10 protein-coding genes are annotated in these 13,217 nt (G+C 38.9%); 9 read left to right on the plus strand and 1 reads right to left on the minus strand.

Features of this window, described 5'->3' with window-relative positions:
- The first annotated feature begins 14 nt into the window (after nucleotides 1-14).
- The 9 genes from nusA to H4J46_RS15960 all read left to right on the plus strand — a co-directional run bounded on the left by nusA (nucleotide 15) and on the right by H4J46_RS15960 (nucleotide 12,685).
- Complete coding sequence (gene nusA, locus H4J46_RS15920; protein WP_182234573.1) at nucleotides 15-1,511, plus strand: transcription termination factor NusA; 1,497 nt, start codon at nucleotides 15-17, stop codon at nucleotides 1,509-1,511.
- 21 nt (nucleotides 1,512-1,532) lie between these two features.
- Nucleotides 1,533-4,220 (plus strand): translation initiation factor IF-2, encoded by a 2,688-nt coding sequence (infB, locus tag H4J46_RS15925; protein ID WP_182234575.1) that lies wholly within the window; start codon nucleotides 1,533-1,535, stop codon nucleotides 4,218-4,220.
- Between the two features lie 134 nt (nucleotides 4,221-4,354).
- A complete protein-coding gene (rbfA, locus tag H4J46_RS15930) occupies nucleotides 4,355-4,762 on the plus strand; it encodes a 30S ribosome-binding factor RbfA (RefSeq protein ID WP_182185793.1) in 408 nt (135 codons plus the stop codon).
- A 2-nt stretch (nucleotides 4,763-4,764) separates the two neighbouring features.
- On the plus strand, nucleotides 4,765-5,709 hold the full coding sequence (gene truB, locus H4J46_RS15935; RefSeq protein WP_182234577.1) for a tRNA pseudouridine(55) synthase TruB: 945 nt from the start codon (nucleotides 4,765-4,767) through the stop codon (nucleotides 5,707-5,709).
- A gap of 124 nt (nucleotides 5,710-5,833) precedes the next feature.
- Nucleotides 5,834-6,103 carry a 30S ribosomal protein S15 gene (gene rpsO, locus H4J46_RS15940; RefSeq protein WP_182234579.1) on the plus strand — a complete coding sequence of 90 codons (270 nt, stop codon included), beginning with the start codon at nucleotides 5,834-5,836 and terminating at the stop codon, nucleotides 6,101-6,103.
- Nucleotides 6,104-6,614: 511 nt separating this feature from the next.
- Nucleotides 6,615-7,562 (plus strand): alpha/beta fold hydrolase, encoded by a 948-nt coding sequence (locus H4J46_RS15945; RefSeq protein WP_182234581.1) that lies wholly within the window; start codon nucleotides 6,615-6,617, stop codon nucleotides 7,560-7,562.
- Between the two features lie 530 nt (nucleotides 7,563-8,092).
- On the plus strand, nucleotides 8,093-10,213 hold the full coding sequence (pnp, locus tag H4J46_RS15950; protein WP_182188882.1) for a polyribonucleotide nucleotidyltransferase: 2,121 nt from the start codon (nucleotides 8,093-8,095) through the stop codon (nucleotides 10,211-10,213).
- A 134-nt stretch (nucleotides 10,214-10,347) separates the two neighbouring features.
- Nucleotides 10,348-11,265 (plus strand): lipoprotein NlpI, encoded by a 918-nt coding sequence (gene nlpI / locus H4J46_RS15955; protein ID WP_310650256.1) that lies wholly within the window; start codon nucleotides 10,348-10,350, stop codon nucleotides 11,263-11,265.
- 22 nt (nucleotides 11,266-11,287) lie between these two features.
- Nucleotides 11,288-12,685: a lipopolysaccharide assembly protein LapB gene (locus H4J46_RS15960; protein ID WP_182234583.1), complete on the plus strand. Its 1,398-nt coding sequence runs from the start codon at nucleotides 11,288-11,290 to the stop codon at nucleotides 12,683-12,685.
- 164 nt (nucleotides 12,686-12,849) lie between these two features.
- On the opposite strand, the gene H4J46_RS15965 is transcribed toward H4J46_RS15960, so the two are convergent.
- Complete coding sequence (locus H4J46_RS15965; RefSeq protein ID WP_182234585.1) at nucleotides 12,850-13,092, minus strand: hypothetical protein; 243 nt, start codon at nucleotides 13,090-13,092, stop codon at nucleotides 12,850-12,852.
- Nucleotides 13,093-13,217: the final 125 nt, after the last annotated feature.

Genomic DNA, 13,217 nt, shown 5'->3' on the forward strand with positions numbered 1-13,217 from the left:
AAAGGCTAACTAGCATGAGTAAAGAAATATTACTGGTTGTAGATGCTGTTTCTAATGAAAAGGCACTACCACGAGAAAGCATTTTTGAAGCGATGGAAACCGCTTTAGAAACAGCGACAAAAAAGAAATACGAAGGCGACATTTTAGTTCGTGTCAGTATAGACCGTACAACGGGTGAATTTGATACTTTTCGTCGTTGGTTAATCGTTGAAGAAAGCGATACACCAATGGAAAATCCGTATGCTGAAATTAGTTTGGCAGCCGCACAATATGATGAGCCAGAATTAAACGTTGGTGATTATGTTGAAGATCAAATCGAATCTGTGAAGTTTGACCGTGTCACAACGCAAACGGCAAAACAAGTTATTGTACAAAAAATACGTGAAGCAGAGCGTGGTCTTATTGTTGATGCTTACCAAGAACAAATTGGCGAAATTATCACAGGTGTGGTGAAAAAAGCCAGCCGTGACAGTGTTATTTTAGACTTAGGAAATAATGCAGAAGCGATTATTTACCGCGATGATATGTTACCGCGTGAAAGCTTCCGTCCAGGCGATCGTGTTCGTGGTTTACTTTATGAAATTAAACCAGAAGCACGTGGTGCGCAATTATTTGTTAGCCGTACAAAACCTGAAATGTTAATTGAACTTTTCCGTGTTGAAGTACCAGAAATTGGTGAGGAAATGCTTGAGATCAAAGGCGCAGCTCGCGACCCAGGTTCTCGTGCAAAAATTTCTGTAAAAAGTAACGACAAACGCATCGACCCTGTTGGTGCTTGTGTTGGTATGCGTGGTTCACGCGTACAAGCCGTTTCAAGTGAGTTAGGCGGTGAACGTGTTGATATCGTTTTATATGATGACAATCCGGCACAATATGTTATCAATGCAATGGCACCGGCAGAAGTTGCCTCTATCATTGTTGACGAAGATAAAAATACCATGGATATCGCTGTTGAAGAAGGCAACTTAGCCATGGCGATTGGTCGAAGTGGTCAAAATATACGTTTAGCTAGCCAATTAACAGGCTGGGAACTAAACGTCATGACCGTTGCAGACATGAACGAAAAACACCAAGCTGAAAACGATAAAGTATTAACGCTATTTATTGACAAGCTAGATCTTGATGAAGACTTTGCCTTGATGTTAGTAGAAGAAGGCTTCACATCGTTAGAAGAAATTGCTTACGTACCTGTTGCTGAAATGCTTGATATTGACGGCATGGATGAAGACATGGTTGAAGAATTGCGCGAACGTGCAAAAGCGGCAATTACTACGCAAGCATTAGCCAGTGAAGAAACACTTGAAGGTTCAGAGCCAGCCGAAGATTTATTAAATCTTGCCGGTTTAGAACGTCATTTAGCGTTTGTATTAGCGAGTCGTGGTATTACAACATTAGAACATCTTGCTGAACAAGGTGTTGATGAAATATCAGACATTGATGAATTAGATGAAACCAAAGCGGGCGAGCTAATTATGGCTGCACGTAATATTTGTTGGTTTAACGAAGAATAACTCACCGGGAGAATTATATAGATGGCAAACGTAACAGTAGAACAACTTGCCAAAGAGATCGGTACACCGGTGGATCGCTTAGTTAGCCAATTGGCTGACTCTGGCGTGAATAAATCGGCAACCGATTCTGTTTCGCAAGAAGAAAAAGAATCATTACTTGACCACTTGAAAAAGCAACATGGTGATGACTCAACCGCTAGCCCAAGCAAAATGACCCTTAGCCGTAAGCAAAAATCTACTTTGGTATTAGGTCACGGTAGCAAAGCTAAGTCAGTTCAAGTAGAAGTACGTAAAAAGCGTACCTACGTAAAACGCAGCGATTTAGAAGAGCAACAACAAGCTGAAGTTGATTCGAAAGCTGCAGAAGAAGCACATATTCAAGCAGAAATCGATTTGAAAACCAAAGCAGAAGCTGATGCTAAAGAAGTAGTAAACGCGCTTGCAGTAGCCGCAGTAAAAGCAGAAGTGCAGGCAGAAGCTAAAGCCGAAGCAAAAGTTGAAGCAGACGCAAAAGCTAAGCAAGCTGCTGTAGTGAAAGCAAAAAACATTGAAGAGTCGGCTGCTAAACCAGCACCAGTGGTAGCTGAAACTGAAGAAGCGAAAAAATTACGCCTACAGCAAGATGCTGAATTAGCCGCTAAAGTTGAAGAAGAAGCCCGTTTATCTGCAGAAGTAGCACGTAAACTTGCTGAAGAAAACGAATCACGCTGGAAAGAGCAAGAAGCAGAGCGTAAAGCGAAAGAGAAAGAAGTGGTACATTTAACTTCTTCTAAATACGCGCAAGAAGCTGAAGATAAAAGTGATTCGGCAGATGAAAGTGGTCGTCGCCGCAAGAAGAAAAAACCTGCTGGCCAAGACAGAAATAACCGTGGTCGTAATGCTAGAGGTAAAGGTAAGTCAGGTTTATCTTCACCTCAAAGCTTGAAGCATGGTTTCACTAAGCCAGTTGAAATTAAGCTGAACGAAGTTCGCATTGGCGAAACAATTTCGGTGGCAGAGTTAGCGAACAAAATGTCGGTTAAAGGCGCTGAAGTCGTTAAAGCCATGTTTAAAATGGGTGCCATGGCAACCATTAACCAAGTGATTGACCAAGAAACTGCAGCATTAGTTGCTGAAGAAATGGGTCGTGAAGTTGTGCTAGTAAAAGAAAATGCCTTAGAAGAAGCGGTACTTTCAGATCGCGATCATACCGGTGAAGCTATTACACGTGCACCCGTTGTGACTATTATGGGTCACGTTGACCACGGTAAAACATCATTACTTGATTACATTCGTAAAGCTAAAGTAGCTGATGACGAAGCAGGTGGTATTACCCAGCATATCGGTGCTTACCATGTAGAAACAGGGCACGGAATGATTACATTCCTTGATACTCCTGGTCATGCGGCCTTTACAGCCATGCGTTCACGTGGTGCTAAAGCAACAGATATTATTATTATTGTTGTTGCCGCAGATGATGGTGTAATGCCACAAACAATTGAAGCTATTCAGCATGCTAAAGCATCTGACGCGCCAATTATCATCGCTGTCAATAAAATGGATAAAGAAGGTGTAGATACTGACCGTGTTAAGAGTGAGTTATCACAACACGGCGTACTTTCTGAAGAGTGGGGCGGTGACGTTCAGTTCTGTCATGTATCAGCCAAAACGGGTTTAGGTATTGACGAATTACTTGACGCTATATTAGTACAGTCAGAGGTTCTAGAACTTACTGCTGTTGTTGATAAAATGGCTAATGGTGTTGTTGTTGAGTCTAAACTTGATAAAGGCCGTGGTCCAGTGGCTACAGTACTTGTTCAAGAAGGTACATTGAACCAAGGTGATATCGTACTTTGTGGTTTAGAATACGGTCGTGTTCGTGCTATGCGTGATGAAAATGGCAACGCTATTCAATCTGCTGGTCCATCAATTCCAGTAGAAATTATTGGCCTAAGTGGTGTTCCAATTTCAGGTGATGAAGCAACCGTTGTTAAAGATGAGAAGAAAGCGCGTGAAGTTGCCTTATTCCGTCAAGGCAAGTTCCGTGATGTGAAACTTGCGCGTCAACAGAAAGCCAAACTTGAAAATATGTTTGCAAGTATGGCTACTGGCGAAGTGTCTGAAGTTAATGTAGTACTTAAATCTGATGTTCAAGGTTCACTTGAAGCCATTTCAGATTCATTGACTAAGCTTTCTACTGATGAAGTTAAAGTACGCATTATTGGTAGTGGCGTTGGTGCTATTACTGAAACAGATGCAACCTTAGCTTCGGCTTCTAACGCTATTGTGATTGGTTTTAATGTTCGTGCCGATGCAGCAGCACGTAAAGTCATTGAAATTGATAAAATTGACTTACGTTACTACAGTGTTATCTACGCCTTAATCGACGAAGTTAAAGCAGCAATGAGCGGTATGCTTGCTCCTGAGTTTAAGCAAGAGATCATCGGTTTAGCACAAGTACGTGATGTATTTAAGTCACCAAAAATTGGCGCAATTGCTGGTTGTATGGTTACTGAAGGTATTATCAAACGTTCAGCACCGATTCGTGTATTGCGTGAAAACATAGTTATTTACGAAGGTGAGTTAGAATCTTTACGTCGCTTTAAAGATGATGTAGCAGAAGTTCGTAACTCCACTGAATGTGGTATCGGTGTTAAGAACTATAACGATGTTCGTGTTGGTGACCAAATCGAAGTATTTGAAACGGTTGAGATTAAACGCACACTTTAATTGCGTTTAGTTTTCATGGTTTAGTTAAAATGGGGGCTTAGCCTCCATTTTCATTTACAAAATATAAGTAATACTTAATATTGATACAGGTATACTGTCATCAATATTATCTCATTATGTTGTAGGAATTATTTATGGCCAGAGAATTTGCTCGTACTGATCGAGTTGCACAAGAAATTCAAAAAGAAATCGCGATGATTATTCAACGCGAAGTAAAGGATCCACGTTTAGGCATGGTGACGGTAAATGCGGTAGAAATTACCCGTGATTTAGCCTATGCAAAAATATTTGTTACCTTCTTCACTTTGGAAGGTCAAAATGTTGATGTTTCAATCGAGGTATTAAATGAAGCGGCAAGTTACATTCGTACTTTGTTAGCTAAACGCATTAATGCCCGCATTATGCCAGAGCTACGATTTATTTATGATAGCTCTATGGTTGAAGGTGTTCGCATGGGTAACCTAGTTGATAAAGCGGTTGCTGAAGACGTGAAGAATCACGAAGGTGAAATAGACGAAGCCCCAGCCCCAGAGAGCGAATAACCATGGCGAAGAAAAGAAAAGGCCGTGCTATTAACGGCGTTTTATTACTTGATAAACCCTATGATATGTCGTCTAACAATGCGCTACAGCGAGTTAAACACATTTATTTCGCGCAAAAAGCAGGTCATACCGGCGCTTTAGACCCATTAGCCACTGGTATGTTACCGATATGTTTGGGCGAAGGAACTAAGTTCTCTCAGTTCTTACTTGATACCGATAAAACTTACCAAGTTACCGCTAAATTAGGTGTGCGTACTACCACTAGTGACGCGGATGGTGAGATTGTTAGCGAAAAGTCTGTAGATGTCAGTGCTGAGCAATTAGCCATAGCATTAAACTCATTTCGCGGTACAACTCAACAGATCCCATCGATGTATTCAGCGTTAAAGTATCAAGGGCAACCTTTATATAAATATGCCCGTGAAGGTATTGAAGTACCTAGAGAATCACGTGACATTACGGTATTTCGCTTGGACTTATTACGCTTTGAAGGTGATGAAGTTGATTTAGATATTCATGTTTCTAAAGGTACTTACATTCGCACTATTATTGACGATTTAGGCGAGCTTTTGGGCTGTGGTGCTCATGTTGCTCATTTACGTCGCAGTGCTGTGGGTAATTACCCGACAGAAAAAATGGTGACAATCAAAACATTAGAAACCCTGTTAGCACAAGCCGTCGCTGAAGATGTTCCGCCATCGGTGTATTTAGATGACTTATTATTACCGATGACAACCGCTTGTGATGGTATTCCTGCAGTTTTCGTTGATGATATGTCAGCAAACTTTTTACGCCACGGTAACCCTGTACAGTGCTCAAATGCGCCAGCAACCGGTCTAGTACAAGTATTCATTGGCGATGATGTTGATACGGGTGAGTTTATTGGCGTTGGAGAAATTGATGATGATGGTTTAGTTAATCCTAAACGTATCACTGTTGTTGGATAACTTTAGACTATAGGTTTAGGTTGCAATTACAGCAGTTATTGATAGAATACGCGCTCTTGGAACGTCTTGCTGATTTAGTGTTCGGCTCGACGCGATTTTAAACACTAAAATTAAGGTAAATATTATGTCTTTAAATGCTGTTGAAAAAGCTGCTATCGTTGCAGAATACGCACAAGCTGAAGGTGATACTGGTTCTCCAGAAGTACAAGTTGCTTTGTTAACTATACAAATCAACCACTTACAAGGTCACTTTAAAGAGCACATCCATGATCACCATTCACGTCGTGGTTTATTACGCATGGTAAGCCAACGTCGTAAATTACTTGATTACTTAAAAGGCAAAAACGTTGAACGTTATACTGCTTTAATTGGTAAATTAGGTCTACGTCGTTAAGACGAGCTTTATTATAAAATAAGCAAAAATCATAAAAAGGAGCCTAATAGCTCCTTTTTTTATCCCTTGAGTTTACTGACCTAAGTTTGAGAGATATGGAACTGTGTCTAGGTTTTTTTTACAGCGATTAGCATCATAATGTAGCTACTTAACTGTTATCGTGCATAAAATCTAAATTTAATCCTGATAGATAAAAGGAGTTGCTTGTACTTTATCGCCATGACAGCTCGGATTTATGCAAAAGTATAATACCTATGTCGCTTATGGATATAATCTAATAAACTGAAAAGTATAAGGTATTCTTAGCGTTAAAATTAAAAGTTAGATAAAGAGAATATGCATTTTTCAGATAAATCTAACCTTAATAAATGTTGAATTTACTTTGAATTTTAGTCATAGCCATCGTAATGATTTTTTTGAGTAACAACAAAATTAATAAAGAGGGTATAAGGTTATCTGATATAAATAGCTGCAATCATTAATATAGTGAAAAAATAAGGTGTCAAAAACGTTGATAATTTTAAAGCGTAGTTTGTACCTATTGCTAATAGCAATAGTTTCCTTTGCCATTTACCTCTATGCAAATAAAGCCCCTGACAGATCTGTTGCAGAACTTAGTGAACGTTGGGCACCTGAACCCTCAAAATTTTTAAATATTGCCGGTATGAACATTCACCTCAGAGATGAGGGACCAATATCTGATAAAGAGCCTATTGTGTTAATCCATGGCACGAGTGCCTCATTGCATACATGGGACGGTTGGGTTGAGGTCTTAAAAGAGCAACGTAGAGTTATTCGTTTTGATTTACCCGCTTTTGGTTTGACAGGCCCCGATCCGCAAAACAACTATAAAATTGAACATTACGCTGAAGTAGTTATTGCCGTGTTAGATAAATTGCAAATCAATGAAAGTGTCTTAGCAGGTAACTCGTTAGGTGGTTATATTGCTTGGGCGACAGCTGTATTGCACCCCGATAGAGTATCAAAATTGATTTTAGTTGATGCGAGTGGGTATCCTTATGAGTCTAAATCCATGCCACTTGCTTTTAAATTGTCAAAAAATCCAGTCACAAGTCTCTTATTAAAAAATGTTTTACCAAAATCCTTGGTAGCACGCAGTGTTAAAAATGTTTATGGAAATCCTGACTTGGTCAGCAATGAATTAGTTGAGCGATACTATCAACTATCTCTTCGTGAGGGTAACCGTAGCGCTTTAAAAGCACGTTTTGAGCAAACATTACCTGGGCCGATGGCAAAAAAAATTCGAACAATAAAGCAGCCTACACTTGTACTCTGGGGTAAAAAAGATCAGCTAATACCGGAGAAATTTGGCGTGCAATTTTCGCAAGAAATTCCTAACAGTCAATTGATTATTTTTGATAAATTAGGTCATGTACCACATGAGGAAGATCCCCAAGCAACAGTGTCGGCAGTGATAAGATTTTTACAGGTTAATTAAGGCCAACTTAGTCTCTTACTGGTAAGTCGATGAAGGGCTGTTGCCTGTATGGTGATTTTAGACACCACTCTTACCTATAGGTGAGTTATTAGAATAACACTGGAGGCAGTTACCGAGCAAAACTATGCTCTGTTCTGGCATAATGTTGCGCTCCACCATCACCATCGTTAGTGTTGTCTTCAAGCCATACCAGTAACTTATTCCTGCTTAACGTATCCAAATCTGCATCTTAAAGTTGAGCCGATATAACATGCATGCAAATTGTCAAAATATCTAATGTAGACAAAAATCTTCAGGTTTTGCTCTTTTAAACCCATCATTTATGCTTTCAGGCTAGTAAAAACATAGGTGTTAAGTATAATGTGCCTGCAAATTTCGTATTTGTAAAAAAATAATCAATCAAACTGTATAATTTTTTGTTCAGCTTAGTGCGTAACTTATCGGTAACGCCTTAATATTTAATGATTAACTAAGTGAATAAATAATTGTACAGATTGATTAAAATCAAAAATATCTAAGGAACTAACTAAATGTTTAATCCAGTTACTAAAACATTTGAGTTCGGTCAACATACCGTAACTCTAGAAACGGGCGTTATTGCTCGTCAAGCCACTTGTGCCGTTATGGCTAGCATGGACGATACCTCAGTATTAGTCTCTGTTGTTGGTAAAAAAGAAGCAAAACCAGGACAAGACTTTTTCCCATTAACGGTTAACTATCAAGAGCGTACTTACGCTGCTGGTAAAATCCCAGGTGGTTTCTTTAAACGTGAAGGCCGTCCTTCAGAAGAAGAAACATTAATCTGTCGTTTAATCGATCGTCCAATTCGCCCACTATTCCCTGAAGGGTTTACTAACGAAGTTCAAGTCGTTATCACTGTAGTTTCGGCTAACCCAGAAATTTCTCCAGATATTATTGCTTTATTGGGTACCTCTGCGGCATTAGCTATTTCAGGCATGCCTTTTAGCGGTCCTGTTGGTGCAGCGCGCGTTGGTTATACTGACGGAAAATATATTCTTAACCCATTACAATCTGAATTAGAAGCTTCTCAGTTGAACTTAGTTGTTTCTGGTACAGACTCTGCTGTATTAATGGTTGAGTCAGAAGCTGACGTGCTTTCTGAAGAAGTTATGCTTGGCGCTGTTATGTTTGGTCATGAGCAAATGCAAACAGCTATTACTGCTATTAAAGAAATGGCTGCAGAAGTTAACAATCCTAAATGGGATTGGGTTGCACCAGTCAAGAACGCTGATGTTATCGCTAAAATTACAGAGCTTTCTGAAAGCCAGGTAAACGAAGCATATCAAATCACGGAAAAAGCAGTTCGTTACGAAAAAATTAAAGAAATTCGCAATGGTGTTATTGAAACATTATTAGCTGCCGATCCTGCGCTTGATGTGCAAGAAGCCAAAGATTTATTCCACGACTTAGAGAAAACAGTCGTTCGTGGTCGTATTACAAAAGGCATGCCTCGTATCGACGGTCGTGATCCTGAAATGATCCGGGCACTAGACGTAATGACTGGTGTATTACCACGTACTCATGGCTCTGCTGTATTTACTCGTGGTGAAACTCAGGCTTTAGTTGTTGCTACTTTAGGTACACAACGTGATGCACAACGTCTTGACACTATTATGGGTGAGAAAACTGATAGCTTCATGCTACATTATAACTTCCCTCCATACTGTGTTGGTGAAACAGGTTTTGTTGGTTCTCCTAAGCGTCGTGAAATCGGCCATGGTCGTCTTGCAAAACGCGGTATGTTGGCTGTTATGCCTTCTGCGGAAGAATTCCCTTATTCAGTTCGTGTAGTGTCTGAAATTACTGAGTCAAACGGTTCGTCTTCAATGGCTTCTGTTTGTGGTACTTCATTAGCACTTATGGATGCAGGTGTACCAATCAAAGCTTCAGTTGCTGGTATTGCTATGGGCCTAGTTAAAGAAGGCGATGACTTTGTTGTACTTTCTGACATTTTAGGTGATGAAGATCACTTAGGCGATATGGACTTTAAAGTAGCGGGTACTACCGGTGGTATTACTGCACTTCAAATGGACATTAAAATTGAAGGTATCACGCAAGAAATCATGCAACTTGCTTTAAATCAAGCAAAAGCGGCTCGTAATCACATCTTAGCTGTTATGGATGAAGCTATTGGCGGACATCGTGATGATATCTCTCAATTTGCTCCACGTATTCATACCATGAAAGTTCCTCAAGATAAAATTCGTGACATTATCGGTAAAGGTGGCGCAACTATTCGTCAGTTAACTGAAGAAACAGGCACGACCATTGAAATTGAAGATGATGGTACCGTTAGAATCGCGGCGACTGATGGCGAGCAAGCGAAAGATGCTATTGCACGTATTACTGCATTAACTGCTGAAATTGAAGTGGGTACTGTTTATACGGGTAAAGTTGTACGTATCGTTGATTTTGGTGCGTTTGTTAACGTATTGCCAGGTAAAGACGGTTTAGTACATATTTCTCAAATTTCTGAAGAACGTGTTAACGCTGTTAGCGACGTATTGACAGAAGGTCAAGACGTAACAGTTAAAGTATTAGAAGTTGACCGTCAAGGTCGCGTACGTTTAAGCATGAAAGAAGCAATGGAAAAACCTGTTGCAGCGCCTACAACTGACGCAGCAGAATAATTATTTTGTTATAAATCAAGTGTATCAGGTGTGTTTGTAAAAATCACCTGAGATCTTGTACACAAAAAGGGAGCTTAATTGCTCCCTTTTTTATATACTCAATAGTATAAATACTCACTAGGATACTGCTTTACGTGCGCTTACTTTCTAAAACTCTACTTTCTCAAGCTTTATTTTCCAAAGTGTTACTTATTTCAGGTTTATTGCTCACTCAAGGTTGCTTATCAACAACCCCCGAGCCCTCTGTTATTGGCGACTTGATCATTGCTGAACCCATTGCCATTAGTTATAAAAATGAAATAGCGCTGGCACGATTAACACAAGTATTACAACGCGCTGAAATCAGCGATGGCCAACGAGCAGAATTATTTTATCAGCGCGGGGTTGAATACGACAAAGTGGGTTTACGTGCTTTAGCTCGCTTTGACTTTAACCAAGCGATTAATCTAAAGCCTGATATGTCAGACGCCTACAATTTCTTAGGTATTCACTTTACTCAGTTACGAGAATTTAATCAGGCATATGATGCCTTTGATTCCGCGATAGAATTGGCTCCTGATCATGAATACGCTTATTTAAATCGTGGTATTGCGCTTTATTATGGTGGCCGGCCAAATTTAGCTGCAGATGACTTTAAGGTATTTAGACAATACCAGCAGAATGATCCTTATCGCCTGTTGTGGCAATACTTGGCGGACGTAGAATTAGATCAGAAAAAAGCCAATCAAGACTTAGTCGTTTATGCACTACAGGTAGGTGATAGGGTTTGGGCAAAAAATGTTATTAAACTTTACTTAGGCGAAATGAGCCAAGGTACTTTTATTGATCGGATGGCGGAAGATGTTAATTCAAATGAAGCACTGGCAGAACGCTTATGTGAAGCCTATTTCTATTTAGGTAAGTACAGTCAACTGCAAGGTGATGCTAATGCGGCGATTAACTTTTTTAAACTAGCGCTCAGTACCAACGTATATGAATTTGTTGAGCACAGGTATGCCAAACTTGAATTAGACTTAATGCGCGAAACAGCACTAGAAAGTAGAGAACCTTAATCTATATTACAGACAAAATTTAATGATAATTAAAAAAATTTTAATAAGCCTAGTCGTTTTTACATCACTAAGCTTATTTTTTTTTATCACTGATTATCGCGAAAAAATTGCTAATGCCGAGATCACTCGTCAACAATTATCTATACTAGAAACCTTAGACCCATTTATTACTACAGATGAACGATTAGTTCAGCTCTTAGCAAAAGGTAATAATAAGGCATGGCTACACTTAGCAAAACTTCATGGCGATTTCAACGCCAATACGGCTTATCAATTAGCTGAATATTATCGTCGTAGTAAGCAAATAAGATTAGCTGAACTATGGTATCGAGTAGCGATACGTCAGCAGCACCTTTTGGCGCGAATAGCCTTGGCAAATATTTATTTTAAGCATCAAAAATATGCTGAAATTAAGCCATTATTATTGTCTATTGCGGTCAATGACACTGCACTAGCCATGCTATATAAAATAGCCTTATATCAAGGTGATCTAGCCTTTATTGCAGAGCATAAAAACAGGCTAGCGCAAGGTGATAATATTGGCTTTTACAATGAGCTTGAACAGTTTTCTGTGTTTAGTGAAAGCGAAGAGCAAAAGAAGAGTGAAGAAAAACACGAGTACAATCTAGAAAAAAATATAAAAAATAATTCAGCTTGCTCGGTAGATGTGCAACTGTTTGCAACAAACTTAAAAGGTTTACGCCATGGCCAACAGTTAATGTCAGCTTTTGAGCATCAAAAGTTGGCAAAATATATTTGTTTGCGAACACCTAAATATATTCCTGCCGAAGCCATTAATTGCTTACATAGCGTTAGCGAAAATATAAGCTGTAATACAAGTGTTTGGATCACACGTGATGACATTAATACTCGTTATATTGGTGTTATTGTTGAGCAAGGTGGTGCTAATGTTGATCATGGTATTATGTATATAGATCAAGATGATAATCTTGATGTTTTAATTCATGAGCTTAGTCATTTTATTGGTTTTGTTGATGAATATCCGCTACCAAAACAACATCAAAAGTGTCAGCAAGTTCAGCAAAACCCCTTTGCGCATAATTTGGTTGTTTTACCTGATTATTATCAAGGTGAGCGTGAAAAGTTGCGAGCAAGCATACTGTCTCAGGTACCATGGCGAAATTTAATTAAACACTCAACACCAATATTGTCGAAGTATCAGCAAGGCTGGACGTTAGCCACACCAGTAACATATCAAAACGAAATAGGACTGTTTACCACAGCTTCTTGTAATAAACAGCGTAAGACGCAAGCGTTTAAACCCTTAGCCTCACGTACAAAACTGGAGTATTTTGAATTGTATTTTCCAGAAATATATTTAAATATTATTGAGTTAGCACCCAAGCTTTTTTTAATGCCAAATTATCATTTTAATCTGAAACGAGATTTAGCTCATTAAGGGGATTATGCCAAGGTGGAAAGTATATTAAGGGCTAAGCAATTTGATTAACTAACACTTAGCAACTTAGCAACTTAGAACTTAGCAACTTGAAATATAGCCAACTTAAACATTATACTTATTGGCTATATGATTATTTTTTCGTTTCATTAGTTAACTTGATGTCAGCTAATGTGTTCTTTAAGTACATTAATCTTAGATTCCTTTAGTGCATTGAACTTAGTTGCTTTTTTAAAATGTGCTGCCGAACTTGCGTATTCCTGCTGTAATACAGTGTTGATTCTTACTTTAGCTATCGGCCACATGGTGTTGTTGTTAAATACTGTCAGTTCTTTCTCTATTAACGCTTTACTATTTTTGGTGGAGCTAACTTTTGTCCTTCTAAGAAACCATGAAAATAATGCCATAGTATTTATTCCTCCAATTACTCACTTAAGGTATAGCGTAAATTATTTCTTTTTGCTGAATGATGTTAGATATTTTATCTATCTAAAGATTTTCTCGCGCTTACAAAGAAAGTTAAGATATAATT

Source organism: Colwellia sp. MB02u-6 (assembly GCF_014077095.1).
In the GTDB taxonomy this organism is placed as follows: domain Bacteria; phylum Pseudomonadota; class Gammaproteobacteria; order Enterobacterales; family Alteromonadaceae; genus Cognaticolwellia.